The sequence below is a fragment of the Promicromonospora panici genome, from assembly GCF_900608595.1.
Taxonomy (GTDB): domain Bacteria; phylum Actinomycetota; class Actinomycetes; order Actinomycetales; family Cellulomonadaceae; genus Promicromonospora; species Promicromonospora panici.
The window spans coordinates 1-26,128 of record NZ_UWYY01000038.1; the positions used below are offsets into that span (position 1 = coordinate 1).

Here is a 26,128-nt window from a genome sequence, read left to right on the forward strand (position 1 = left end):
CCGGCGTCGGGCTGGGCGTCGGAGTCGGGGTCGGATCCGGCCGCTCGCCCACCCGGACGTGGTAGGTCGCGGCGTTCCCGGTGACCGTGCCGCCGTCGGACGTCGCGAGCGACGGCGTCACGGTCAGCGTGTAGTCGCCCTCGGCGGTGAAGATCCAGTTGGTGTGCACGTGCGCGTTCGTCGCGACAGGGATGGTCCCGCCGTCGGACGCCGTGGTGTCGACGTACCGGTTGATCGGCTGCCCGAACGAGTCGTTCTGGAACGTGAGCACGTCCCCCGGCCCGTCGACGGCGACGTCGAGCGACACGGGCTGGCCGGAGGCGGGCGTGATGCCGGTCCCGGCCAGCGAGTCCAGGAGTCGCTCGGTGCTCCAGCCGACCCAGGGGGTGTATTCCTGGTCGCTGCCAGTCTGCGAGCCGAGCCACACCGTGGCCTCGCCGTACTCACCGAGGAAGGCCCAGCCGCCCTCTGCCGGGGGCAGCGTGACCTGGCTCTGGGGGTCCTCGTAGGCGAACGTCGTCGACTCGGGTGTGCGGAAGACCGGCTCGCTGTCGTAGATCCGGGTGTCGTCCCGGACCGACAGCACGAGCTCGCCCGCGTCGGCGTCGTAGGTGGTCTCGAACCCGTCGACGTGCCCGTGCGTGAGCACGTGCTCGCGGTCGGGCACCGCGGCGGACGCCGGCCCCGCGGCGAGCGCCGTCGGGCTAAGCGCGGGTACGACGAAAGTACTGAGCAGCGCGACGACGGCCGCCAGGACGACGAATTTATGAGAACGATTCTCAGTCACGGCTCGAAGTGAACCAGGACTGAGAATCGTTATCAAGGATGAACGAGGCATTTCACCCGCTCGTCGGGCGTCGTCGCACGCGTGACCGGCGCCGGACCTCAATCAGCACGATGCCCGCCCCGACGAGCACGACGGCGAGCAGCGCGACCGCGCCGGCCTCGAACCCGGTGGCGGCGAGCGGCCCTCGATCCGTCGGGGTAGCCGGGTCGCCCGGTGTGGGTGTGGGAGCCGGGTCGCCGCTGAACGTGCCCGGGCCCTGGTCTCCGCCCGAATCCTGATCGTCGCCTGGGCTGTCTGGCCCAGCACCCGGGTCGTCGGGGTCGCCCGGGTCGCCCGGGTCGCCCGGGTCGCCCGGGTCGCCCGGATCAGGATCCGGGTCACCCGGCCCAGGACCCTGCGGCCCGGCCTCGAACTGCGCGGCCGTGAGCCCGCAATGCTCTTCGGTCACGCGGCGCGCGTCCACGCCGACGGCGAAGAGCAGGGTCGCACTGTCGGTCGCGGCAGTCGGCACGCCGTCGTCGAGAGCCGTCTGCGATACGTCCAGGCAGTACACCCCGGCGGCGGTGAACGCCCAGGAGCCGTGCGCGTGCTGCGCGTAGTCGAGCTGGTCCGCACCGTCGCCGAGCAGTACGCGCGGTGCGCCCCAGTCGTCACCGCCGGAGTCGAAGAGCACGAACTCACCCGGGCCGTCCACGCCTGGCAGCGCCCAGCGAACGGCGTCCGCGGCGGCTCCCTCCGCTACCTCCAGGTTCCAGCCAGGCCACACGAGATCCGGGGTCGGGCTCTCAGGCAGTATCCACACCGGGTCGCCGGTCTCGCCCAGGAAGGCGTACCGGTCGTCGTCAGGCACGGCGATGCGCGCGGCGTCCGGCACGGCGAACGCCACATCGACCGCCTCGTGCTCCTGGGAGGGGATCACGGCGTCGTCGCGCACCACGGTGGTCAGGCCGCCGGAGGCTATCCGGGCGAGGAGGTCCACGTGACCGCTGCGCAGTACGGTGCGGTCGGTGATCGGCCATTCGGCCGGATCGCCGGGCTCGCCCGGATCGGGGTCGCCCGGGTCCGGGTCCTCTGGATCCGGATCGCCCGGATCAGGGTCACCGGGGCCGGGATCGCCCTCGGGCGGGCAGGGCTCCACGCCGGCCGGGTCGACGCCGGCCGCAACGGTCAGGGTGGTCGTGGCCGACGCCGTCGTCCCGTCGACACCGGTGCCCGCGAGCGTGGTCGTGACGCAGTACCGCCCGGCCGCCGTGAAGACCCACCACAACAGATTCGCCCCGCCCGGACGGACCTCCGCCCCGGACGCCGCATAGCCCGGAACCGTGCCGAGCAGCGCCCCCTGGTGCCCGGGCACGAGCGCCTGCTGGTCGTCGACCACGAGAAACTCGCCAGGCCCGGTCACGCCGTCGAGCGACCAGGTCAGATCGCCGGTCCAGTCGGCGGGGTCCAGGTGCGCCAGGTCGAGGTCCACGGCGTTGAGCGCGCCCGAACCTGGCCCGAGCTGGTATCCGTCGATCCACTCCTGCTCGGCGTCACGCCAGTCCTCGCGCAGGCGATCGACGTGGAGGCGGCGCGAGGTCGTTCCCGTCGCCAGCACCAGGCCGGCCGGATCGGAGCGGACGCCCTGCCCACGCAGGTCACCGGTCACGAGGCCGACGCTCAGCTCGCCGCCGGCCAGGCGCGGGGTCACGGCGGCGAAAGCCGCCCTGCCCTGCTCCTCCGGGGCCGGGACGCGCGTCACCTCGCCGTCGACGGCATCCTCCGGGGCGTCGTCGTGGCTGCGTGTCCGGTCGGCCTCGCGCTGCATGCAGGTGGGCGCCGACGTCGGGTCGTAGCCGGTACCGCCGACGACGAAGGTGAGCACCATGTCGTCGTCGCGCGCGGCACCGTCTGTCGTCGTGGCCGCGGAGGTGAGCCGCACGCAGTACGTGCCCGGCGCGGTGAAGTCCCAGCTCAGGTGCTTGTGGGCGAGCTTGGGCGCGAGCGCCGGGTGGGCCTGGGGCAAGCCTTGGCGGGTGGAGAACCACGGGGCGGCCCCGGAGCGGACGTGGGCCTCGTCGGCGCCGAGGAAGAACTCGCCCGGCGGCGGACCGCCGTCCGCACCGGTCACGCTCTCCAGCCGCAACGTCGGAAGGCGGTCGTAGTCCTGCGCGCTGAACGTCTCGGACGAGACGCCGAGCCAGGCCAGCCCGGTCTTCGGCACCTTGGGCAGCCGGTAGATCACACTGCCCGCCGGGGCGAGGAACGTCGAGTCGGCCGACGCCGTCGGCTCCGGCACCGTGACCTGCGCGGCGTCGGGCACGTGGACCACGAGCGTCGCCGGCTCGTACCACTTCAGGAAGCTCCCGTGAGACTCGCGAACCATGAGGCGCAGCTCGTCGTCACCGGGCCGCAAGGACAGGTCCGAGTGTCTGGCGGGCAGCAGCACGTTGTTCCGCGGATCGGTCAGGTCGGCGGGGTCAGGTGCGTCGGGATCGGGATCGCCGGGGTCACCAGGCTCGTCGGGCGGGAGCACCGGGAGGTCAGGGTCGACCGGAGCGCCGCACTCGGCGTTCGCCGCGTCAGGCACGTTCCCGACGGCCACGCGCACCGTCACCACGGGTGAGGTCCGGACCTGCCCGTCCGTCCCCGTCACCGAGACGCGCAGGTCCAGGCAGTGCAGGCCCAGGTCCGAGAAGAGCCAGCCCTGGTTCTGCGGCGGGGAGACGCTCGCCGCGCCCGGGGCGTAGGTGACCTCTGTGTGCAGCCCGTGGCCGGCGTACCAGACGCGGTTCATGGTCACGCCGGGCATCGGGACGGGACCGCCGATCGCGACCAGCCCGCCCCCGCGCACCCCGGTCATCTCCCACGCGACTCCGTTGCGCGCGACCTGGTCACGCGGCAGGCCGTAGTTGTTCAGGCGCGGCACGACGTCAGTCCCTGTGAAGTCGAGCATCGGGAAGTCCTGGCTCGTGCCCCACAGCGCCGTCCCGGGCGGGCCGAGCGGCGCCAGCCCCGGGTCGTCCGGCGTCGTCACGGCGAGGGGTCGCGGCACGGAGATGACCACATCGTCGGAGGCATACCGGTCGGTGATCGTGGCCGGGCCGGACTCCGCGGACCAGCCGATGTCGATCACCGGCTCACCGTCCTCGAGCAGGGCGTTGACAAACGCGTTGCCCTCGTCGAGCACCGTGCGCGGCGCGGGCGCTGACCCCGGTCCCGCGACGGAGACGGCGCCGTCCGCCGTCGCTGCCGCGGCCGACAGACCGGCCATGGCAAGCGTGGCCGCGAGGACGGCGGACGCCGTGCGGCGGCCGGCTGGTGACGTACGGATCACGAGGAGCCCTTCATGTTGATGCTGGATCGTGCGAGGTCGTCGGCACTGGATCGCTTGCTTCGCGCGGACCGCGCAGGGAGGACGACAGGCCGCGCGCCGCAGCCCGTCGTCCCCCGTCGGTTCAGGAGCGCTTGAGCGGCACCGTCTCGGAGAGCACCGGTGCACCGCCGTTGACGGTCACGTCGAACGCCAGCAGGTAGGTGCCGGTGCTACTGAAGGACCAGGTGAGGTCCTCATGCCCGGAACCGTCCAGCACGAGACCACCGGAGGCGCTGGTCTTGCTGGCCGAGAAGCTGCCTGCGGCGCCCACGCCCGAGACCGTGCCACCCGTGCTGGCCGAGCCGAGCACGTTCGGCTGGAACTCGACGTCGAGGACGCCGCACGATGCGCCCGGCTCCACCGTGAAGCCGACCTCAGGCCCGCTCGTGCCGGTGAAGGTCAGCCAGTCACCCGCGGGCAGCTCCGCCTCCTGGCCACCGACGTGCTCGTGCACGTGCACCTCGACGTCGGTCGGATCGCCGAAGACGTCGCACTCGACCTCCGCGGCGACGTCGAAGTGCCCTGAGGTACGGTCGGCCGCCGCCGCGGGCGCCGCGAGCGCCCCCGTCATCCCGGCGGCAGCCCCCATCGTGACCAGCGCCGCTGCGATCCGACGCCCGGTCTTTCGCTCGATCATCATCTGGTTCTCCTCCAGCTCAGTGCGCGCCCGAACCCGGACAAATGAGAACGATTCTCACGCACGCCAGGAGTGAAACAGGAGTGAGAACCATTATCAAGAGGGTGACGACCAAGTTCACCCGCTCGAGCCCGCCCGAGCGTCTGCTTCGAAATGACTTCGGTCGGTTGCTCTGAGATCGGTCAATCAAACGACCGAAGTCAGAGCAACCGACCGAAGTCACTTTCTCTGGCGTGCAATGGACCGAAGTCAGGACCAGGTGGCCTACAGCTGCGGACCGTCGATCGGCCCGCCCACGACCTCGCTGACGAACGCCGTCGCGGCCGGGCCCAGCTCACGGTGCGCGCTCCGGAACAGCTCGTTCGCCTCGGCGCCCAGCCAGCTGGCGGGGCGCAGGTTTTTCGGCAGCCAGGGGTCGACGAACGGGAAGTGCCGGTAGCCGCCGATCAAATTCGTCCGGGCGACGAGCGCGTCCGCCCCGCGCAGGGCCGCGCCGGACCCGGCGACGTGCGCGTTCGCGGCGAGGAACTGCTCGTACATCCGGTTGATCCGGTCGAGGTCCCAGCAGCGCGCGACGACGTCTCGGTCCGCCTCGAGGTCGCCGGTCGACGCGCGCAGCACCGTGAAGTGCACGTCGGGGAACTCGGCGGCCAGGGCCCGGGCCTCGCCGGCGCGGTCGCGCGGCGTCATCCAGGTGCCCACGGTCAGCGAGCCGAACCCGAGCCAGGAGAGCTGCCGGCGGAGCTGGTCGCGGGTGGACCGGTCCGGCTTCTCGTTCTGCTGGACCACCGTCGTCCAGTGCTGGTCCCACGGCTCGTCGTAGTCGGCGAAGATGCGCTCGCGCCCCTGCTGGAGGACGTCGAGCAGGTGCGCGCTGAGCACGTAGCTCGACTCACGTCCCTCACGCCGGGTGGTGAACCAGTGCTCGCGGCGCAGCCGGGTCAGCGTCATGCGCACCGTCGCCGGCTCGACGCCGAACGCGCCGAGCAGCGTGACGAGGTCGCCGGCCTTCGCCTCTCCCCCGGCGTACCGGAGGTAGTCGCCGAACAGGTCGAGGATCAGGGCGCGCGGCTTCGGGCGAGCCGAACCGGGGTCGGTCTCGGCCATGGGCTACCGCTCCAGCTCCTCGGCGACGACCCGGTTCCTGACCAGCCCCAGCCCGTCGATCTCCACCTCGACCACGTCGCCCGCGCCGAGGTAGCGGGGTGGCGTCATCGCCCGGCCGACGCCGCCGGGGGTCCCGGTCAGCAGCAGGTCGCCGGGTTCGAGGGTGGTCATCGTCGAGACGTACGACACGAGCGCCGCCGGGCCGAAGAGCAGGTCGCCCGTGCCGGCCGACTGCATCTCCTCGCCGTTGACCCGGGTGTGCACGTTCGGGCCGGGCTGCCACTCGTCCGCTGTCACGAGGGCGGGGCCTACCGGCGTCGTCGCCTCCCAGGCCTTGCCCTGCAGCCACTCCTTGGTGCGGAACTGCCAGGACCGCATCGAGATGTCGTTGGCCACGGTGTACCCGGCGATGACGCGGTGCGCGTCCGCCTCGGAGACGCGCCGGCAGCGCTCGCCGACGACAACGGCGAGCTCGCCCTCCCAGTCGAGAGCGGAGTCCTCCGGCGGCAGCGGGATGTCGTCGTGCGGGCCGGTCAGCGTCGCCGGGAACTTGGCGAAGAGCGTCGGGTGCGTGGGCAGGTCCCGGCCCATCTCCAGGATGTGCCCGCGATAGTTCAGGCCGACGCACACCACCTTGCTCGGTCGCGGGACCAGCGGCGCGAGCTCGAGGTCACCCAGGCGATGGCGCGGCCCGTCGGCCGCGGCGGCCACCTCCTGCCAGCCGGGCACCGCCAGCAGCGCGCCGACGTCACTCGCAGCCGGGTGCTCGATCTCGACGACGGTGTCGTCCGCCAGCCCGGCGCCGTCGGCCCTGCCGACCCGCAGGGTGGTGCCGGACGGGTCCCCGGGGTTGCGGAAGGCCAGCAGCCTCATCGGGCGTTCTCCTCTCGTGTGACAGCTTCTCGGGACCATAGGCGCAACGCTCCGAACATGCAACGCCCGGCCTCCGCGTGACGCAGTTGCGTTATACGACCGCACGATACTTACGCCTTGCCGCACCGCACGAGGCTGGAGGACGATGGGACAAAACCTTTTGTGCGCCTCGAGGAGCGCACGAGGTCAACGAGGGGCATGCAATGGTCGGGATCCGCGAGGTGGCAGAGGCGGCCGGCGTGAGCGTGGCGACCGTCTCGCAGGTGGTCACCGGTAAGCGACCTGTCTCGGCGTCGACCCGGGCACGCGTCGAAGAGGTGATCGCACGCCTGGGCTACTTCCCGCACCCCGCCGCGTCGCAGATGCGCGGCGGACGGACCGGGATGATCGCTCTGGTCGTGCCGAACCTCGCGAACCCGTTCTACCCTCTGGTCGCGGACGGTATGCAGGACGTGTTCGCGCCTCGCGACCTGCTGCTGACTGTCACCGACTCCAACGTGCCGGAGCGCTCCGCGGTCACCATCTACCGGCTGCTGTCCCGCCGGGTGGACGCCATGGTGGTCGCGCAGTTCGGCCTCGACGAGCCCAGCCTCGCTGCGCTGCGCGAGGCGGGCGTTCCGTTCGTCGGCCTCGGGCAGGCACCGCCCGGCGGCGGCGACTTCGTGCACACCGACGACGTCGGCGGCTTCCGCGAGGTGGTGTCGCACCTGGTCGGACGGGGCCGGCGCCGGATCGCCTTCCTCGGCGGGGAGGAGCCCGCCATCCCCACCCGCCAGCGCCTGGAGGGGTACCGGGCCGCGCTGGCGGCCGCCGAAGTCCCGGCGCGGACCGACGACGTGCACTTCGCCGAGTTCACGCGCGAGGGCGGCCGCGCCGGCGCCACGATCCTGCTCGACCGGAAGGATCCCCCGGATGCGATCGCCGCGGCCAACGACCTGATAGCGATCGGGGTCCTGGACGCCGCCCGGGCCCTGGGCCTGCGGGTCCCCGGCGACGTCGCGGTGACCGGCTACGACGACATCGACGCGGCGTCCCTGGTCAACCCGCCGCTGACGACCGTAGAGAACCCCGCGCGCGAGATCGGGCGGGCGTGCGCGCGGCTCCTGCTGGAGCGGCTCGACGGCGAGGCCCCCGACGTGGCCCGCGCCGTCGCCCTCTCGCACCGCCTCATCATCCGCGAGTCGAGCTGAGCGGCTTCTTCCGTGACCGGCTTGCATCGCGGCGAGAGTGACTGTACATTCACTCACATGGCCCGAACAGTCCTCTCCACCGCCGAGCTGCGCATGCCGGTCGTCGCGGCGGCCGCCGTCCAGGAGTTCGCCCGTGGCGGTTACCACGGCACGACGATCGCCGATGTGGCCCGCGCGGCGAAGATCTCACCGGCCTACGTCATCAAGCTCTACCCCCGCAAGGAGCAGTTGTTCGTAGCGGCGCTGGAGGCCTGCTTCGACCAGGTCGTCGAAGCGCTCGCCGCGGGTGCGGACCGCGCGCAGGACACCTCGCCCGACGGCGTCCTGTACACGATGGGCGCGGCATACGCCGAGCTCATCGGCGACCGCACGCTGCTCATGCTGCAAGTGCACGCGCAGTCCGTGGCCGACGTCCCGGAGATCGGTACCGCACTGCGCGCCGGCCTGCGCGAGGTCGTCGACTTCGCCAAGAGCCGGTCCGGAGGGTCTGACGAGGCGGTCCAGCGCTTCATCGCCTACGGCCAGCTCTGCCACCTGGTCGTGACGGCGCAGATCGACGAGGTTCCGGAGGCCTGGGCGCGGCTCCTGACAGAGGGCATCCGTCACCCGGCGTAACGACGAGTACTACCTCCGGACCGGCAGCGGAACACTCGTCTGCCGAACAGACTGACCGGCCGCACCCCGACCCCAACCCGCACCCATCCCTATCCCCACCCTGAGTGAGTGACCCTTCACTCTCTCTCGTCGAACGGAGAACACCATGACCGAGCCCACCACCCCGACCATCCCGACCATCCCGACCATCCCGACCGACATCGACCACGGAGCCACCGCCGTCGTGCGGCGCGAGATCCGCATCGAGGCGCCGATCGACCAGGTCTGGCGCCTGCACACCGACATCAATGGCTGGCCTGCCTGGCAGACCGACGTCGACACGGCGCAGGCCGACGACCCGCTCGCCCCGGGCACGACCTTCCGCTGGAGCACGCACGGCCTCGACATCACCTCGACGGTCTACGCGGTCGATGCGCCGCACCGGATCCTCTGGGGCGGCCCGGCTCAGGGCATCACCGGCGTCCACGAGTGGACCTTCACCGCCGACGGCGACGGGACCATCGTCCGCACGGCCGAGTCCTGGGAGGGCGAGCCCGTCCGCGCCAACGCCGAGAACCTCCGCGCAGGACTCGATGCCTCGCTGGGTACCTGGCTCGAGCTGCTGCGCACGACGGCCGAGGCCAAGGCCGCCAAGCGGGCGAAGCGCACCCGGCGCCGCCGCCTCGCCAAGGTGCTGGCCTGGACGTCGCTGGCGGTGACCGGCCTGTTCGTCCTGGCCGAGCCGTGGTTGCTCGTCCCGGCCCTCGGCTTCGCGCTCGCCCTGAGCCTGTGGGACTGACCCCATGACGACGACGTACGGCCCCAGCCGCCTCGCCCGCACCGCGGTGCTCGCCGCGGCAGGCCTCACGATCATGGCCCCGGCCGTGATCGCGCCCAGCCTGCCCGCGATGGTCGAGCACTACGAGGACCAGGTGCTCGTCCAGCTCAGCCTCACGGTGACCTCGCTGGCCATCGCGGTCGGCGCGCCGCTCGCGGGCACGCTCGCCGACCGGCTCGGCCGTCGGCCGGTCCTGCTGGGCGGGCTGGTGCTCAACGCGGTGGCCGGCTCCGCCGGACTCGTCGTGGCCGACCTCGGCACCCTGATCACCACACGGGCCGTGCTGGGTCTAGCGGTCGGGGCGGTGACGACGTCGGTGGCCACCCTGCTCACCGACTGGTTCGCCGGTCCGCGGCGGGCCGCCTACCTCGGGTTCCAGCAAGCCGCCGCCAGCCTCGGCGGGGTCGTACTGCTCCCGCTCGCCGGGATCCTGGCCGACGCGAGCTGGCGTGCACCGTTCTGGCTCTACACCGTGGCGGTCCCGGTCGCGGTGCTCGCGCTGGTCACGGTCCGTGACACGAGCTCGACGGCCGCATCCGTCGAGGTGCCGACGGCGGCCGCCGCACCGTCGTCGGACAACGAAGGACGAAGGGCGACAGCGGGACGGACGCCTGGCGGAGGGCCCACGGAGCGGGCGCCGTGGCGCGTGGCGGGCCTGTACCTGCTGGCGCTCGCCTCGACCGCCGTGTTCTACATGGCGCCCGCCCAGCTCCCGTTCCTGCTGGACGGGCTCGGCGTCGGCGCCGCTCTGACGGGCGTCGCGATCGCCGGAACCACACTGACCGGGCTCGTCGGCTCGCTGGCCTTCCCTGCCGTACGCCGCCGCATCTCGCCGACGGCCGTCACGGTCACCGGCCTCGCCGCGCTCGGGGCCGGCTGGATCCTCGTCGGGCTCGCCGACGGTCTTCCTCTCGCCCTTGTCGGGCTGCTCGCCGGCGGCCTCGGCGTCGGGCTGACCGTGCCGAACCTCAACCTACGGCTGGGCGAGCTCGCCCCCGTCGCGCAGCGTGGGCGCGTCCTCGCCGGCCTCGTGTCCAGCATCTTCCTCGGGCAGTTCCTGTCACCGATCGCTGTCGGGACGCTCGCCGCCGGGCTCAGCGACACGTTCATCTGGGCCGGGCTGCTCGCCGCCACCGCCGCGGCGATCGCCGCACCCCTCCTGCTCCGGCCGCACCACGGCCGGTACCCCCACGCCTGACGTACCACCAACTCGGAAGGAAAGAACCATGATCATCCACGGCAACCGTTTCACCATCAAGCCCGGCACCGACCCCGAGCAGCTCGAGGAGGCCCTCGAGAGCCTGCGCAACCATGGCCGCGTCATCCCGTCCGTCAAGTCCTTCGTCGTCGGTCGCGACTACGGCGGTGAGTACGAGTGGGGCGCCACCTTCGTGCTCGAGGACCTCCAGGGCTACTGGGAGTACCTGATCCACCCGGCGCACCAGAACACCGACCGCGTGGGCCTGCCCCTGGTCGAGAAGTTCGCCTCGTTCGACATCACCGACGACGCCGACCCCGAGATGGGCGCCAAGATCGCCGCGCTGCACCAGCGGCGCTACGACAGCGACGCCACGCTGACCCAGCTCGTTTCCGACCTCGGCGACTACACGGGCAGCGCCGCGCCAGGCAAGCACGGCGAGGCGTAACCACGCCACCGGCCCCCACGGCCAACACGGATCGTGATCCTCGAGCGGCACCCGAGAAAGTAATCGACGGCGGAGGGGTAACGGAGACGTAGCAGAGCTATGTCTCCGTTACCCCTCCCCAGGTGTATCCATTCCCCCGGGCCTTTCGGCCGCCACGAGCGGTGTCCGTATATGTGGATGAGTGTCTACGATCGTGTCCCACGGGCCCGACACCCGGGTCCACGACACCGGGAGACAGCGATGCCCCCAGCCAGGTCCGCCACCACGCCGCCGAACGACGACCAGCCCTCGGGCGGCGTGCGGGAGGTGAAGTCCGCCGCCAGGACGGTGGAGATCCTGGAGTTCCTCGCGGCCCGCCAGAACCGGCCCGTGCGGCTGCGCGAGCTGAGCGAGGCGCTCGGTGTGCCCCGGAGCAGCCTGCACGCCCTGCTCCGGACACTCGCTCAGCACGGCTGGGTACGGTCCGACGCGACCGGGACGCTGCACGGCATCGGCATCCGGGCGCTGCTCGCGGGGACGAGCTACCTCGACACCGATCCCTACCTGCCGCTCGTCGCGCCGATCCTCGAGGGCCTCCGCGAGCAGCTGGACGAAACGTTCCACTTCGGCCGGGTCGACGGGAACGACGTCGTCTATCTCGCGACGCGGGAGTCGAGCCAGTACCTGCGCCCGTACAGCCGCGTCGGACGCCGTCTGCCCGCCTACTCGACGTCGCTCGGCAAGGCGATCCTCGCGGGCCTGCCCGCCGACGAGCGCGAGAACCACCTCCCGCCGGAGCTGGAGCCGCTGACCCCGCACACCCTGACCGACCGCGACGCCCTCGACGCGGACCTCGAGGCGACCAGACAACGCGGATACGCCGTCGACAACGAGGAGAACACGGTGGGCCTGCGGTGCTTCGCGGTCGCGCTGCAGTACGACGACGACCCCGCGACCGACGCGATCAGCGCGTCGATCCCCCTGGCGCGGCTCAGCCCGGAACGGGACGCGGAGATCGTGGCGGCGCTGCGCCAGGCGGGCGACCGGATCACGCGGCTGGCCGGCCCCGTGCGCAACTCTCTGGCGTGGGGCTGACCCCTCGACCCCCGCCGGCCAGGGATCTTGTCTACAACCGTAGACGCATGACAGAATGGTAGACGTGACCCACGCACCGGAGCGCCCACGTCTCGAAGGCGGCAGCATCACCGCCGTCCACGTCACGCCGGTCGCCTTCAAGGACCCGCCCCTCCTCAACACCGTCGGTGTCCACGAGCCGTTCGCGCTCCGCACCGTCATCGAGCTGGTCACGGAGGGCGGTACCTACGGCCTCGGGGAGTCGTACGGCGACCTGCCGCACCTCCAGCGGCTCGAACAGGCCGCCCGGGAGCTGGTCGGCTGCGACGTGCTCGACCTGAACGGCATGTATCGCGCGGTCGTGCGGTCGCTCTCGGCCGACGACGGCCAGGGCGGGCACGGCATGAGCGGGATGGTCACCGGATCGGCCACGCCGGACCGCGTCTTCTCCCCGTTCGAGGTCGCCGCGCTCGACGTGCAGGGCAAGCTCGTGGGCGTCCCCGTCTCGGACCTGCTCGGCGGCGCCGTGCGCGACCGGGTCAGCTACTCGGCCTACCTCTTCTACAAGTGGGCCGGACACCCCGACGCCGACGAGGACACCTGGGGCGCGGCGCTCGATCCCGACGGCCTGGTCCGCCAGGCCCGCCGCATCGTGGACGAGTACGGCTTCACGGCCATCAAGCTGAAGGGCGGCGTGTTCCACCCCGACGAGGAGGTCGCGGCCATCAAGGCGCTCCGGGCGGAGTTCCCGGACCATCCCCTGCGGCTGGACCCGAACGGCGCCTGGACGCCTCAGACGTCGGTCCGCGTGGCGCAGGCGCTGGACGGCGTCGTCGAATACCTGGAGGACCCGACCCCCGGCATCGAGGGGATGGCCGCCGTGGCCCGGCAGGTCAGCATGCCCCTGGCGACCAACATGGCGGTCGTCGCGTTCGACCACCTCCCGCCGGCCGTCGCGCAGGACGCGGTGCAGGTGGTCCTCTCCGACCACCACTTCTGGGGCGGGCTGCGCCGGTCGCAGACCCTCGGCGCGATCTGCGGCGTCTGGGGAATCGGCCTGTCCATGCACTCCAACTCCCACCTGGGCATCAGCCTCGCGGCGATGACGCACCTGGCCGCCGTCACCCCGAATCTCGACTACGCGTGCGACACCCACTGGCCGTGGAAGTCCGCGGACGAGGACGTCGTCGTCGACGGCGCCATCGGGTTCGCCCAGGGCGCGGTAGCGGTGCCGACCGCCCCGGGCCTCGGCGTCGAGCTCGACCGCGACCGCCTGGCCCGGCTCCACGAGCAGTACCTGGGCTGCGGCATCCGCAGCCGGGACGACACCGGCTACATGCGGCGGTCCGAGCCCGGCTTCGACCCGTCGCCGGCCCGCTGGTGACGGGTCGCGGGTGACCGCCCGCTGATGACCCGTTCCGTCAGCTCGCGCTGACGGCCAACCGCTGGTCCTCCGCCTGCAACGGGTGGAAGCACTCGGCCGTGTGCGAGCCGTCGGCCGCGTCGACGGCGACGGGCGGGACGGACGTCGCGCACTCGTCGGTAGCCCTCCAGCACCGGGTCCGGAAGCGGCAGCCGGACGGCGGGGACAGCGGCGACGGGATCTCGCCCGACAGGATGATCTGCTCGCGGCGGCGCGAGTGGTCCAGCGACGGCGCGGCCGACAGGAGCGCGCCGGAGTACGGGTGCAGCGGGCGCTCGAACGTCGGCTCGGTGCCCCCCTCCTCGACGATCCGGCCCAGGTACATGACGACCACCCGGTCCGCGACGTGCCGCACCACGGACAGGTCGTGCGAGATGAACAGGTAGGCCACGCCGAGCTGCTGCTGGAGCTCGTTCAGGAGGTTGAGCACCTGCGCCTGGACCGACAGGTCGAGCGCCGAGACCGGCTCGTCGCAGATGATCACGTCGGGGTCGAGGGCCAGCGCCCGGGCGATTCCCAGCCGCTGCCGCTGCCCGCCGGAGAACTCCTGCGGGTACTTGCCGGCGTCGCCCCGCCGGAGCCCGACCAGCTCGAGCAGCTCGGCGACCCGGGCGGCCCGGTCCCGCGAGGTCCGGTACATGCTGCGGTGGGTCCGCCAGGGCTCGCTGACGATCTCGCCGGCGGTCATCCGGGAGTTCAGCGACGCGAACGGGTCCTGGAACACCATCTGCACCCGGCGCCGGAAGGAGAGCAGGTCGGCGCCGCGCAGAGCGAGCGGGTCGACCCCGTCGAAGCGGATCTGGCCGGCGTCCGCCCGCTCCAGCATCATCAGCGTGCGCGCGAGAGTGGACTTGCCGCAGCCCGACTCCCCCACCAGTCCCAGCGTCTCGCCACGGCGCAGGTCGAGGTCGATCCCGTCCAGCGCGCGCAGCTCCTTGCGCCGTCCGCCGTGCCGGACGGGAAAGACCTTGGTCAGGCCGCGGACCTCGAGCAGGGGCGAATCGCTCATCGGGTGACCTCCACGGATCGGTTTGCCTCTTCGGAGCTGACCTCGTCGGGGAAGTGGCAGGCAGACCGGTGACCCGGCGACACCTCGCGCGCCGTCGGCCGCTGCTCGCGGCACAGGCTGCGCACGAGCGGGCAGCGGTCCTGGTAGACGCACCCCGACGGGATCGCGGACAGCTCCGGCGGCGCCCCGCCGATCGAGCTGAGGGACGCGCCGCGCTCGGCGCTGACGGGGACCGAGTCGAGCAGCCCTCTGGTGTACGGGTGGCCAGGGCTGCCGAAGACGTCGTCGACCGGCCCCTCCTCGACGACGTTCCCCGCGTACATCACGACCACCCGGTCGGCCTGCTCGAACACCAGGGCCAGGTCGTGCGTGATCAGGACGACCGCCATGTCTCGTTCTTCGCGCAGGTCCCGGAGCAAGCTCATGATCTGCGCCTGGACGGTTACGTCGAGGGCGGTGGTGGGCTCGTCCGCGAGCAGCACGGACGGCGAGAGCGCGACGGCGATCGCGATGAGCAGGCGCTGTCGCATGCCGCCGGAGAACTGGTGCGGGTAGGCGTCGACGCGCGTCTCGGGTTCGGGGATCCCGACCCTGCGCATGAGCTCGATCGCCTCGCGACGCGCCGCCCGCTTGGACAGGCCGCGATGGATGCGGAACGGCTCGGCGAGCTGTGTCCCCACCGGATAGACCGGGTTGAGCGCCGTGAGGGCGTCCTGGAACACGATCCCGAGGTCCTTGCCGGCGAGCTCCCGGCGCTCCTTCGCGGACGCCGACACCAGGTCGGTGACCCGCCCGGCGCCGTCGGACAGCCGGATGGAGCCGCCCGCCACCTCGGCGACCGGGTCGAGGACGCCGGCGATCGCGGTCGCCGTCATCGACTTGCCGCAGCCGGACTCGCCGAGCAGCGCGACGGTCCGGCCTCGGACGGCCTGGAAGCTGACGGAGTCGACCGCTCGGAGCACGGCGTGCGGCGTGTGGATGTCGACGTCGAGACCGTCGACGTCGAGGGCGACACGCGGATCGGCGTTCACCGGACCTCCTCCATCGGTGCGGGGACGGCGCGCCGGCGCTGCCGGCGCGGAAGGGTCAGCCGCCAGCGCTGGCCGGGATCGGTGGCCAGCCGCGCCCACGCGGCGAGCACGGTCGCCGAGACCGTCGCGACGACGATCGCCAGGCCGGGGAAGAACGACAGCCACCAGGCGGTCTGCAGGTAGGTGCGGCCCTGGGAGACCATCAGCCCCCAGCTCACGTCGGGCGGCTGGATGCCGATCCCGAGAAAGCTCAGCGAGGACTCCGCGAGCATCACGAAGCAGAACTCGAGCGTCGCGACCGTCAGGAGCGTGGGCAGCACGATCGGGAACACGTGCCGCAGGATGATCGCGGAGCTCTTGGCGCCGAAGGTGCGCGCCGCGTCGACGAAGAGGCGGCTGGCCAGCTCGGCCGACTCTGCACGTGCGGTCCGCAGGTAGATCGGGATCCGGGTGAGCGCGAGGACCAGCACGATGTTGCGCGCGCTGGGCGAGAAGACGTAGAGCACGACGACCGCCATCAGCAGCGACGGAAAGCTGAGGATCACGTCGGCGACCCGCATGGCCACCGTCTCGCGCCAGCCGCGGTGGTAGCCGGCCCACATGCCGATCAGGGAGCCGACCACGAGCGAGATGAGCACCGCGGGTACTGCCACCGAGAGCGTGGTGCGCGCCGCCACGACGAGGCGGGCGAGCACGCTCCGGCCGAGCTGGTCGGTGCCCAGGACGTACAGCCAGCCGTCGACCTCCAGCGGAGCCCGGCTCGCCCGGGTCAGGTCCTGGGCGTTCGCCTCGTCCCCGATCAGCATCGGGCCGAAGACGGCGACCAGGACGAGCAACGTCAGCACCAGCGCCGCCACGGTCGCCGGCTTGTCCCGCCAGAGCATCCTCCACATCGCGGCTCCTCCTTCAGACCAGGGCCTTGTCGCGCACGCGCGCGTCGAGCAGGGCGTAGCAGAGGTCGATGACGACGTTGAGCACGAAGATCGTCACCGCCGTGAGCAGGACGGCGGCCTGGAGCACCGCGAAGTCACGCTGCAGGATCGAGTCGATCATCAGCTTGCCGATGCCCGGCCAGCCGAAGATCGACTCGACCACCACCGCGCCGTTCACGAGGCCGACGGCCAGGTCACCGGCGACGGTCAGGGCGGGTGCCGCGGCGTTGCGCAGGGCGTGGTCGGTGACGACCCTGCGGCTGTCCGCGCCCTTGCTCCGTGCCAGGCGCACGTAGGGGGCGGACAGCGCCGAGACCATGGCGCCCCGGACCACCTGGGTGAGCACCCCGGCGGGCCGGAACAGCAGCGTGGCGATCGGCAGGACCCACGAGAGCATGCTGGCGTCGACGCCGGACGTCGGGAGGACGCCGAGCATGACCGCGAAGATCCACACCCCGGTGATCGCGAGCCAGAAGTCCGGGACGCTGGCCGCCGTCATCGACATGAACGACGCGAGCCTGTCGGCCAGGGAGTTGGGGCGGTAGGCCGCGTAGCTGCCGATGACGATGCTGATCACGACGGCCAGCACCATCGTGGTGAGCGCGAGCTGGAGCGTCGCCGGGAACGCCCGCAGCGCCATCTCCGCCGCCGGCTCCCCCGTCCGCAGCGAGGTGCCGAAGTCGAGCCGCACCACGCCGCCGAGGTAGTCCAGGAGCTGCTGCCAGACCGGCAGGTCCAGGCCGTTGGCGGTGCGGAACGTCTCCTTCTGCGCCTCGGTCGCGTTCTCCGGCAGGTACAGGGCGGCGGGATCGCCCGTCATGCGGGCCAGCAGGAAGACGCCGAGCAGCACCGCGACGAGCGGCAGGAGCGACGTGGTGGCCCGCTTACGGAGAAACGTCAGCATCGGCGGCCCCCTGCGGGGTATGAGGCGAACGGGATCATCCGGCGGGGGTCATCTCCGCGAGACGCATCTCGTCCCCGGTGGCCGAGTTCGGTTCGTAGCTGACCTGTTCGGACAGCCCGAGGATCCCGGTCATGTGCGCGATGTAGGCGAACTGCCCGATCGTGTCGGGCTCGTCGGCGAAGACGTCGGCGTAGGCCTGCTGGCGCCCCTCGTCCTGCTCCTTGCCGGCCGCCTCGATCTGCGCGTCGAACTCGTCGGTACCGAAGGTCGACTGCGCCCCGTCGCTGAGCATGTACTGGTCGACCGAGAAGGCCGCGTCGCCGGCCTGGTTGCCGTGCTGCACGAGCATCAGGTAGGGGCCGGTGTCCTCGGGATACGGCCGCGACTGGTACTGGACGGATCCGGCGGTGTCCAGCATCTCGATGGACACGTTGAGCCCGACGTCCTCCAGCGCCTTCTGCACCACCTCGACGGTCTCCTCGACCTTGGGGAACAGCCCGGTGCGGCTGATCAGCCGGATCTCGGTATCGGTGGGGACGCCGTCCGCCTCCGCCTCGGCGATGAGCGACCTCGCCTTCTCGGGGTCGTAGGGCCAGGGCTCGAGGTCCGGGTTGTGGCCGACGACGCCGTCGGGCACGAGCTGTGAGGCAACCTCGGCGTACCCGTCGAAGAGCGAGTCGACGATGCTGCCGCGGTCGATCGCGTAGTTGATCGCGTGCCGAACGCGGATGTCGTCGAGGGGCGCATAGGTCCCGGTGGCGCGGACCGCCGTCGTCTCGTTGTTGGGGTAGTCGACGCCCGCGTCGCCGAGCCCGTCCTCCGGCGCCAGCCCCGTCGCGACGTCGGCCTCACCGTTGGTGATCATCGCCGCGCGGACGGTGCCCTCCTCGCGCCACTGGTACTCGGCCGTGGGGAAGGCGGGGGCGTCGCCCCAGTACGACTCGTTGGCCGCGAGCGTCAGCTTGGTGCCGGCCTGCCACTCCTCGATCTTGTACGGCCCGGTCCCCACCGGCTCACGCACCTTCTCGGTGCCCGACGCCGAGGCGGGGACGATCTCGATGAAGGAGAGCCGCAGCGGGAGGATCGGGTCGGGCTCCGGTGTCGTGACCGTCAGGTGCGTCGCGTCCACCGCGTCGACCTCGAGCTCGGTGTCCCCGAAGACGTAGCCCTCGACGTTGCACCCGAACGTGCCGTTGACCGCGCGGTCGATCGAGTGCGCGGCGGCCTCGGCGTCGAACGGCGTCCCGTCGGAGAAGGTCACCCCTTCGCGCAGGGTGAAGGTCCAGGTGTCCGGCTCGGTCTGCTCCCACTCGGTGGCGAGCAGCGGTTCGAGCTCTCCCGAGGTGGGATCGCGCTCGACGAGCGGCTCGGTGATGTTCGATCGGACGACGACGCCGGTCGACGTCAGGTTGGCGTCACAGGGCTCGAGAGTCGGCGGTTCCTGGGGCAGGACGATGCGGACGACATCACCGCCCGCCGTCGTGCCGGCACTGTCCGAGTTGGCTACCGAGCACGCCGACACCGTGAGCGACAGGCTCACCACGGCGGCGCCGACGGCGACCCCACGCGAAGTCCGCGACTGCGTCCGGGAAAACATGGCAGGTTCCTCCAGGGAGTCATCGTCGACTACATATGTGGACACCGTTCTCGCTTGTAGATGTACGCTAGGGGCGCGCCAAGATCACGTCAAGCGCCGCACGAGTGCCACCGCGCCGCGGAACCTCGACCCCGGAGGAGACCACCATGGGCCGTTACACACCGGCAGAGCTTCGAGCCAGCCTCGGCGCCGGGCTCCTGTCCTTCCCCGTGACGCACACCAGGGCCGACCTCACGTTCGACGAGACCGGCTACCGCGAGCACATCCAGCACCTCGGCTCGTTCGAGGTCGCGGGACTCTTCGCGGCCGGCGGCACCGGCGAGTTCTTCTCGCTGACGCACGACGAGGTCTCGACGGTTCTGCGCGCCACCGTCGACGAGGTCAAGGGCCAGGTGCCGGTCATGGGCGCCGCGGGCTACGGCACGTCGCAGGCCGTCGCGATGGCCCAGCAGGCTGAGGCGGACGGCGCCGACGGCGTCCTGCTGCTGCCGCCGTACCTCACCGAGCTACCGCGCCAGGGCCTCTACGAGCACGTGGCCCGCGTGTGCGAGGCCACCTCGCTCGGCGTCATCGCCTACCACCGGGCCAACGCCCGGTACGACGCGGACAGCATCGTGCGGCTGGCGGAGCGGTACCCGAACTTCATCGGGTTCAAGGACGGCGTCTGCGACATCGACCTGCTCACGACGCTCCGCGCACGCCTCGGCGACCGGCTGCTCTTCGTCGGCGGCCTGCCGACCGCCGAGACCTACGCGCTGCCGTACCTCGAGCTCGGCGTCACGACGTACTCCTCGGCGATCTTCAACTTCGCGCCACGGTGGGCCATCGAGTTCTACCAGGCGGTCCGCGCCCACGACCGGGACGAGGTGCTGGCCCGCCTGCGCGACTTCGTCGTGCCCTACATCGCGATCCGCGACCGCGAGGCGGGCTACGGGGTCTCCATCGTCAAGGCAGGGCTCTCGGCGGCCGGCCGCCCCGCAGGGCCGGTGCGCCCGCCCCTCGTCGACCTCGGCGAGGAGGAGCTCGCGGAGCTCACCGACCTCGTGAAGACTGTCGTCCCTTGACGGCCTCGCCAAGGATCCCTTTGATGAAATAGCACCGCTCTAGTTCATCCTCGCTGCGGCGAGAACGTGATCGCGCCGTTCATCAATGTCCGGGTCCGGTCCAGGCGCGCTGGATCGAGATCGGGTCGGTCCTCCTCGAGGTTCCGGAGGTCTCGTCCAGAGTCTGATCAGTCCATCGGGGCACGACCAACTGGGCGATGCGACGCGGATCAGGACATCGCGGAGCGTCGAGGGGTACAGGACGTTCGCGTCGTAGAGGGCGACCCGCATCAGGCGAAGCTACCGCTCTGCTCCATGAGCCCCACCTCTCATCGGGATCGATCCCCTGAAGGTACTGCAAGGCTCCGCAGGCCGAGGACGGCGCCCTCGATGGCGCCGCTCACCCTGTGGCATGCCCGCCACAACGACAACCCGATCAACGGGGTAACGGACACGTAGCAGTGCTACCTGTCAGTTACCCCGCTCCGGCCGTACAGGTCAGGGAATGACGGGGATCTCCAGGGCGACAGCGCAGGCTTCGTGGGTTGCCAGGTCGGCGTCGTCGGTCAGCGCGGCGTCAGTGCGTGAGCTGGCCTCGGATCTCTCCGCCGGGGAACGTCGGTGTGTGCACGTTGACGTAGTAGTCCCTCGGAGAGTCCTCGATGGCGGCGAGGAGTGCCGCGTCGGCCGTCACGCAGTCCGTGATGCTGAAGTCGGTTCCCACCCCGACGTCGAGCGGCACGACGACCGGGCCCGCGACCTTCCGGTCGCCCACGTGGATGTGCGCCGCCGTGGCGTCCACCGACAGGTTCCTGGCGGTGAGCGTGAAGCACAGGGTTTCGCCGTCGATGGTGTAGGTGAAGGAGCCGCTCGCGCCGGTGTCGGCGCCCGTCGTCTCCTGGCCGACGTTGAGCGGGACGGAGTTCGGTGCTCCGCTCGCGGGCGGTCCCGCCGCGAGCGCCAGCCCGAGGCCGAGGGCCACCGCAGCGGCCGGCCGGATGATGGTGGAATGGTTCCTGGACATGGCCGATCTCCTTTGGATCCGACACGCGATCCTCATTGATCGCGATCCGCCTCGACCTTACGACCGTGCCGAGGACCGCACCAGTTCTGCCACGATGTACTCCGCTGCGGGACCATGCCTCCCTACAGTTCGCGCGGGAGCGCGTGACCGAGAGAGCCGGAACCGTCCGAGGGGGACCTGTGCTGCGCATTCACTTCTCCGCCGCCGACCTGGTGCGTACCCGGGTCGAGACCCGGCTCGACCCCATGTGGGAGCTCGTCCTCAGCGTCCACCAGGTGGCACGGCCGGCGTCGTACTTCGGCGGCTGGAACCGGCTCGCCCGGCAGAGGCTCGGCGAGGCCGGGCTGATGCGCGACGCGGAGCTGCTCGCGACACTCACGCCGGCCCGCGGCTACTTCCCCGACTTCCTGACCCCCGCGAGCCGCGCGACCGAGTTCGAGGCCGGCGTGGAGACCGTGCTGTCCACGGACAAACAGCGGCTCCGGGCGGAGGTCAGCCGGCTCGACGGCGGCAGGGGCGCCGGGCCGTGGCTCGACGACGTGGCGGCTGGACGCCCCGCGGCACTGCACCGGCTCGGCGTCGCGATGCGGCGTTATCACCGGACCGTGGTGGCCCCACACGTCGAGCAGGCATCGGAGATCGCCGGCCGCTGGGTGACCGGCCTGGCCCACCGCGCCCTGTCGCACGGCCTCGACGCCGTCCTCAGCCAGCTCGGGCCGACGACCCGCTGGCGGGCACCGGTCCTGGAGATCGACTACCCCGAGACGCGGGACCTCCACCTCGAAGGGCGCGGCCTTGCCCTGGTCCCGACCTTCTTCGGCGTCGCCCATCCGATCAGCCTGGCCGACCCGCGGCTGCAGCCCGTGCTGGTCTACCCCGTCAGCCGCGAACCGTTCTGGCAGCCCGGGCGCGGTCCCGACGAGCAGGCCCGGCCCGACGCCCTGAGCGAGCTGCTCGGCGAGACCCGCGCCGCGGTGCTCCGCCTCCTGGACACCGAGCTGACGACGACGGCGCTCGCAGCGCTGACCACGACCTCGCTGTCCAGCATCAGCCGGCACACCGCCGTGCTCCGGCGAGCCGGCCTGATCACGACCCGGCGCAGCGGCACCCGCGTGCTCCACCTGCGCACCACCATGGGCAACGGCCTGGTGCACGGGCGCTGAGTATCCGCAAGCCCTTTCGGCAGAGTGCATTTGATTGCCGTACCCGCACACATCTCCTACGTTGCGCCTGCCCGAATTCACCCCGTTCGACCCCGTCGAGGGCGAGGCGGAGGACTACACGTTCGACGCCGAGCTCGACGCGATCCTCGACTCCTACGTAGAACCGACGAGGGAGTACCTGGACCGGGTCCCCGACGTGTGGGCGACCGAGCCGATGGACCTGACTACCGCCGGTTACAAGGCGCATCACGTCTTCAGCACGACACCGAGCACGACCACGGCGCAGCAGGTGCGGGCCTCCGGAGCGACCTACTCGGTCACGCGGGCGACCGGGAGGGGCCCGAACAACCCGCCCCCGCCCGGTGGCGCGCCGTTCAACCCGGACTGCCGGGAACGGGCGAGGTGCAGCTGGCGGCCGAGCGGCGGTGCGACGAGCAGTTCGCGACCACCGTGGCGGTGGCCGGCGCCGTGTCACCGGTCAGCGGTCCTCACCGTGACGCGAGCACCGACAGCGAGACCGTGTCGTCGCTGCTGTGGATAGCGCGGAGCTCCACGCTCCAGCCGCTCTCCGGCGCGTCCGCGCTATCGGGATCCACGTGCGCGCACTCCTCGTAGTCGGCGTCGTCACACGGATCCTGTCCGAGCTCGGTCTCGGGGAACTCGGACCGGAGCCACGCGTCGACGTCCTCCTGGGGCCCGACGAAGTGGATGGCCATGGACGTGTCCCAGATCCCGATGACGTCGCACTCGACCACGCCCATGTCCGCCGGCACCGCCTCGACCCCGGCGGAGTACATGGCTTCCTCGCAGTCGACGGTCTCGGGCGCCGAGCCGAAGCCGTCCCAGGCGAACATGGCCGCCAGATACATCCCGCCGAGCACGAGCGCCGGCACCAGCACGACCAGGGCGACCCAGAACCACGCCCTGCGGAACAACGGCTTGCGCCCGGCGACGGGCTGCTCGGTCATGAGTGGGACGTTACTGCGCTGCCGGGCCGAACGTAGCGTTAGTCGCTCCATCAGCGCTCATCAGGCAACTAACCCTATGATCAACGCCCCGGGCTCCCGTCAGAGTGACCAGAAATCGCCCCTTGACCCTGACCTAAGGGCAGGGTGGACGCTCATCGCATGACGAACCTCAAAGCAGCCCAGAAGAACCCGACCTGGACCGGAATGGTGCCGGTCGACGACACCGCGCTGGCCGTGACCGACACCGGCGGCACCGGCATCCCTGTGATCTATCTCAACGGCTCCTTCGGCTCCCAGCGGCACTGGAAGCGCGTGATCGCCGACCTCGGCCCCGGCTACCGGCACATCAGCTTCGACGAGCGGGCCCGTGGCCGCTCGAAGCTCTCGGCGGACTACTCGTTCGAGGCGTGCGTCCGCGACATCGACGCGGTCCTCGCGGCCAGGGGCGTGGACCGGCCCTTGCTGGTCGGCTGGTCCTACGGCGCGCTTCTCGGGGTGCACTGGGCGGACCGCCAGCGCGACCGTGCCCTCGGTGTGGTCGGCGTCGACGGCCCGTTCCCGGTCGGCTGGACCGACGAGGCCGGCCACGCCGAGATCCGGCAGGTGTTCCGGCGGATGAAGCCGATGCTGCCCATCGCTCGCCGGCTGGGCCTCGCGGGGCGGTTCTCCGCCGAGGTGCACGCCGAGCTCGCCATCGAGGCCCACCACCTGCACGACGCCCTCGAACCCATCCTGGTGAACCTGCCCGTCCCGGTGCGGTACGTGGTCGCCTCCGGAGAGGGGACGGGCAGCCGCGACGACCTGCAGGAGCAGATGCGCAAGGCCATCGACCCGCTGCTGGACCGCAACCCGAACCTGCAGGTGAGCGCTAAGGTCAGCAGCGACCACGGCACGATCCTGCGCAAGGACTCCCCTGCCGTCGCCGACGCCGTGCGCGAGCTCGCGCCGTCTCCTCGAGACAAGGAACAGCCGAACCGATGACGGGTACGAGGGCGGGCGGCGTCACGATCGGCCAGGCGGCGGCCTTCGCCGGCGTCACGGTCAAGGCCGTGCGGCACTACCACAAGCTCGGGCTGGTCGAGGAGCCCGAGCGGGACGGTTCCGGGTACCGGCGGTACGGGTCGGACGACCTGCTGCGGCTGGTCCAGGTCCGGACGCTGGCGGCCGCCGGTGTGCCCCTGGCCGACGTCGGCGAGCTGCTCGACGCCGACTCCGAGCGGTTCGCCGCGGCGCTCACCGACGTCGAACAGGCCCTCACCGAAAGGATCGAGGAGATGATCGCGCGCCGCGACACACTGCACCGGCTCACCGACGACCGCGCACTGCTCCCCGACCGCGCCGTCGCGATCCTCGACCGGATGCCCGGCCTCGGCTTCAGCCCCGACTACGTCGCGGGACAGCGTGAAGCCCTGGTGCTGTTCCGGGCGCTGGTGCCGGAAGGTTTCGACACCTTCGTGACCCAGCTCGAGCACCGGCTCGACGACCCCGAGCACGTCGACCTGACCCAGCGCAGCTGGGACGCACTGTCGTGGGACCCGGACGACCCGCGGATCGAGGCGCTGGCCACCGCCCTGGCCGAGAACCTGCTGGCGAACCGCGAGCTGCTCACTCTCCCGGCCGGCTCGCCGCCCAAACCCGACATGGCGACGCGGTACGGGCTGGTCAACTCCCACGGCCAGGACCAGTGGCCGACGTCGGCCCGGCTGACGGCGCTCGTCGAGGAGAAGCTGCGCGCCGCAGGTGTGCCCGTGCCGCGCCAGTGAAGGGACAAGTCGGTGACGGGACAGCTCAGTCGTCGGACATCGAGCGCCGCTCGCCGACCGCACGGTCGGCGAGCGGAAAGTCCAGCGATCCGGCGGTGACCCACCACTCCATCACGTCGTAGGCGAGCCGCCCCGCGGCGACGGACGGGTCGCCGTCGGACAGCCGCGCCGCCTCTTCCAGGTCGCACGCGAAGATCGACATGCCGCGGTACGACGGGTCGCTCCGCTCGTCGAACGGCCCGTTGACGACCACCTTCCCCTGCCGGGCCAGGTCGGCCCGGTAGGCCAGGTGGCGTGCCTGGAGCGCGCTCAGCTCGTCGTCCGACATCTCCGGCGCACCCCGCGGACGCCGCAGGACGACGACCGTGTACACGTCGAACGCGCTGGGGATGTTCGGATCGCGGGGCATGCCTTCAGGCTACGGCCGCCGAGTACGCGCCGGCGGCGATGTCCTCCAGCAAAGTGGGGCCGGCCGGGGCGTCGCCCGCGGTGTGACGGTTCCCTGCGCCTCGCCCTGTCACACTCCGGGCTGCTACCGGCCGCGAAGCTCCGCCGACCGCAGCGTCACCTCGTCCTCGAAGCAGTAGCCCCAGCCCTCGCCCGGTTCGATCGACCGCATCAGCGGATGGCCCGTCGTCCGGAAGTGGCCGCTGGCGTGCTTGGCCGGCGACGAGTCGCAGCAGCCCACCTGCCCGCACACGAGGCAGCTGCGCAGGTGCACCCACGTGCCCCCGGCGGCCAGGCACTCGGGGCAGCCCTCGCGGCCGGCCGGCTCGAGGACCGCAATCTGGTCCAGGTGCGTGCATTCGGTGGTCATCGTGTCCTCACCTCGGTCCCTGGTTGCCGGACCCGCCGGTCCGCGCGGCCAGCGCGATGAGCACGATCCCGACGACGACGATGATCGGCCCGACGATGGCCCAGAACGTCTCGTCCGTCATCGGACTGCCGCCGACATAGCCGAGGCCCTGCAACGTGAACACGCTGCCCATGATCGCAAGGGCGGCGCCGAGCACAATCAAGGTTGTCTTCACCATTGCCTCCGAACTGCCGTTGGTCGAGGACGCCAGGTACCCAGTATCGACACACCGACGCGGAATGTCCGCTTCGAGAACGGGATCGTGCACGGTTCGCGGCGCTGGACCTGTGCGATGACGGCGCGACTCGCCTCCGGTGCTTGCTCGAACGTAGGAG

General features: G+C 71.4%; 26 protein-coding genes. 11 read left to right on the forward strand and 15 right to left on the reverse strand.

All coding sequences use genetic code 11. The features are described from left to right. The 5 genes from EW117_RS28140 to EW117_RS28160 form a co-directional block, all read right to left on the reverse strand. A partial coding sequence (locus EW117_RS28140) for a choice-of-anchor M domain-containing protein (protein ID WP_207212107.1) occupies positions 1-787 on the reverse strand: 787 nt, incomplete at its 3' end. 52 nt (positions 788-839) lie between these two features. After that, on the reverse strand, positions 840-4,103 hold the full coding sequence (locus EW117_RS28145) for a choice-of-anchor M domain-containing protein (RefSeq protein ID WP_129790035.1): 3,264 nt from the start codon (positions 4,101-4,103) through the stop codon (positions 840-842). Positions 4,104-4,224: 121 nt separating this feature from the next. Continuing rightward, entirely contained in the window at positions 4,225-4,782 is a 558-nt protein-coding gene (locus tag EW117_RS28150; RefSeq protein WP_129790036.1) for a hypothetical protein, read from the reverse strand. A 261-nt stretch (positions 4,783-5,043) separates the two neighbouring features. Further along, the gene (locus EW117_RS28155) at positions 5,044-5,886 is read right to left on the reverse strand and encodes a PaaX family transcriptional regulator (RefSeq protein ID WP_129790037.1); all 843 of its coding nucleotides are present in this window, start codon (positions 5,884-5,886) and stop codon (positions 5,044-5,046) included. Between the two features lie 3 nt (positions 5,887-5,889). Continuing rightward, on the reverse strand, positions 5,890-6,759 hold the full coding sequence (locus EW117_RS28160) for a fumarylacetoacetate hydrolase family protein (RefSeq protein ID WP_129790038.1): 870 nt from the start codon (positions 6,757-6,759) through the stop codon (positions 5,890-5,892). A 203-nt stretch (positions 6,760-6,962) separates the two neighbouring features. Here EW117_RS28160 and EW117_RS28165 point away from each other — a divergent pair, with 203 nt between their 5' ends. The 7 genes from EW117_RS28165 (at position 6,963) to EW117_RS28195 (ending at position 13,464) form a co-directional block, all read left to right on the forward strand. After that, positions 6,963-7,949, forward strand: coding sequence for a LacI family DNA-binding transcriptional regulator (locus EW117_RS28165; RefSeq protein WP_129790039.1), 987 nt, complete (start codon positions 6,963-6,965; stop codon positions 7,947-7,949). A gap of 57 nt (positions 7,950-8,006) precedes the next feature. After that, positions 8,007-8,564 (forward strand): TetR/AcrR family transcriptional regulator, encoded by a 558-nt coding sequence (locus EW117_RS28170; RefSeq protein ID WP_129790040.1) that lies wholly within the window; start codon positions 8,007-8,009, stop codon positions 8,562-8,564. A gap of 145 nt (positions 8,565-8,709) precedes the next feature. Continuing rightward, a complete protein-coding gene (locus EW117_RS28175) occupies positions 8,710-9,342 on the forward strand; it encodes an SRPBCC family protein (RefSeq protein WP_129790041.1) in 633 nt (210 codons plus the stop codon). A 4-nt stretch (positions 9,343-9,346) separates the two neighbouring features. After that, on the forward strand, positions 9,347-10,579 hold the full coding sequence (locus EW117_RS28180) for an MFS transporter (protein ID WP_129790042.1): 1,233 nt from the start codon (positions 9,347-9,349) through the stop codon (positions 10,577-10,579). Positions 10,580-10,607: 28 nt separating this feature from the next. Then, positions 10,608-11,027, forward strand: coding sequence for a Dabb family protein (locus EW117_RS28185; protein ID WP_129790043.1), 420 nt, complete (start codon positions 10,608-10,610; stop codon positions 11,025-11,027). A gap of 240 nt (positions 11,028-11,267) precedes the next feature. Next, positions 11,268-12,101 (forward strand): IclR family transcriptional regulator, encoded by an 834-nt coding sequence (locus EW117_RS28190; RefSeq protein WP_129790044.1) that lies wholly within the window; start codon positions 11,268-11,270, stop codon positions 12,099-12,101. A gap of 55 nt (positions 12,102-12,156) precedes the next feature. After that, complete coding sequence (locus EW117_RS28195) at positions 12,157-13,464, forward strand: glucarate dehydratase family protein (RefSeq protein WP_129790045.1); 1,308 nt, start codon at positions 12,157-12,159, stop codon at positions 13,462-13,464. Positions 13,465-13,501: 37 nt separating this feature from the next. Here the strand turns inward: EW117_RS28195 and EW117_RS28200 are convergent, their stop codons facing one another. From EW117_RS28200 to EW117_RS28220, 5 genes are read right to left on the reverse strand one after another with little or no spacing between them, the layout of a single operon-like run. Continuing rightward, a complete protein-coding gene (locus EW117_RS28200; protein ID WP_129790046.1) occupies positions 13,502-14,512 on the reverse strand; it encodes an ABC transporter ATP-binding protein in 1,011 nt (336 codons plus the stop codon). Continuing rightward, the gene (locus EW117_RS28205; protein ID WP_129790047.1) at positions 14,509-15,543 is read right to left on the reverse strand and encodes an ABC transporter ATP-binding protein; all 1,035 of its coding nucleotides are present in this window, start codon (positions 15,541-15,543) and stop codon (positions 14,509-14,511) included. The genes EW117_RS28200 and EW117_RS28205 overlap by 4 nt, the downstream gene beginning before the upstream one ends. Then, a complete protein-coding gene (locus EW117_RS28210; protein WP_129790048.1) occupies positions 15,540-16,436 on the reverse strand; it encodes an ABC transporter permease in 897 nt (298 codons plus the stop codon). Before EW117_RS28210 ends, EW117_RS28205 begins: the two co-directional genes overlap by 4 nt. Positions 16,437-16,449: 13 nt before the next feature. Next, positions 16,450-17,379, reverse strand: coding sequence for an ABC transporter permease (locus EW117_RS28215; RefSeq protein WP_129790049.1), 930 nt, complete (start codon positions 17,377-17,379; stop codon positions 16,450-16,452). Positions 17,380-17,413: 34 nt separating this feature from the next. Then, complete coding sequence (locus EW117_RS28220) at positions 17,414-18,976, reverse strand: ABC transporter substrate-binding protein (RefSeq protein ID WP_129790050.1); 1,563 nt, start codon at positions 18,974-18,976, stop codon at positions 17,414-17,416. A 146-nt stretch (positions 18,977-19,122) separates the two neighbouring features. On the opposite strand from EW117_RS28220, the gene kdgD reads away from it, so the two are divergent. Further along, positions 19,123-20,040: a 5-dehydro-4-deoxyglucarate dehydratase gene (gene kdgD / locus EW117_RS28225; protein WP_129790051.1), complete on the forward strand. Its 918-nt coding sequence runs from the start codon at positions 19,123-19,125 to the stop codon at positions 20,038-20,040. A 556-nt stretch (positions 20,041-20,596) separates the two neighbouring features. Here the strand turns inward: kdgD and EW117_RS28235 are convergent. Next, on the reverse strand, positions 20,597-21,043 hold the full coding sequence (locus EW117_RS28235; RefSeq protein WP_129790052.1) for a CHRD domain-containing protein: 447 nt from the start codon (positions 21,041-21,043) through the stop codon (positions 20,597-20,599). A 179-nt stretch (positions 21,044-21,222) separates the two neighbouring features. Between EW117_RS28235 and EW117_RS28240 the strand changes: the two genes are divergently transcribed. Then, on the forward strand, positions 21,223-22,206 hold the full coding sequence (locus tag EW117_RS28240) for a helix-turn-helix domain-containing protein (RefSeq protein ID WP_129790053.1): 984 nt from the start codon (positions 21,223-21,225) through the stop codon (positions 22,204-22,206). A gap of 488 nt (positions 22,207-22,694) precedes the next feature. On the opposite strand, the gene EW117_RS28245 is transcribed toward EW117_RS28240, so the two are convergent. Beyond that, complete coding sequence (locus EW117_RS28245; RefSeq protein WP_129790054.1) at positions 22,695-23,174, reverse strand: hypothetical protein; 480 nt, start codon at positions 23,172-23,174, stop codon at positions 22,695-22,697. Positions 23,175-23,333: 159 nt separating this feature from the next. Here EW117_RS28245 and EW117_RS28250 point away from each other — a divergent pair, with 159 nt between their 5' ends. Further along, entirely contained in the window at positions 23,334-24,155 is an 822-nt protein-coding gene (locus tag EW117_RS28250) for an alpha/beta fold hydrolase (protein WP_242504627.1), read from the forward strand. Further along, the gene (locus tag EW117_RS28255; protein ID WP_129790055.1) at positions 24,152-24,937 is read left to right on the forward strand and encodes a MerR family transcriptional regulator; all 786 of its coding nucleotides are present in this window, start codon (positions 24,152-24,154) and stop codon (positions 24,935-24,937) included. Before EW117_RS28250 ends, EW117_RS28255 begins: the two co-directional genes overlap by 4 nt. Positions 24,938-24,962: 25 nt before the next feature. On the opposite strand, the gene EW117_RS28260 is transcribed toward EW117_RS28255, so the two are convergent. The 3 genes from EW117_RS28260 to EW117_RS30410 all read right to left on the reverse strand — a co-directional run. Beyond that, entirely contained in the window at positions 24,963-25,346 is a 384-nt protein-coding gene (locus EW117_RS28260; RefSeq protein WP_129790056.1) for a YciI family protein, read from the reverse strand. Between the two features lie 123 nt (positions 25,347-25,469). Beyond that, positions 25,470-25,754, reverse strand: a complete 285-nt coding sequence (locus EW117_RS28265) for a UBP-type zinc finger domain-containing protein (RefSeq protein ID WP_129790057.1) — start codon at positions 25,752-25,754, stop codon at positions 25,470-25,472. A gap of 7 nt (positions 25,755-25,761) precedes the next feature. Then, on the reverse strand, positions 25,762-26,128 hold a 367-nt coding region (locus EW117_RS30410; protein ID WP_242504628.1), incomplete at its 5' end, for a hypothetical protein.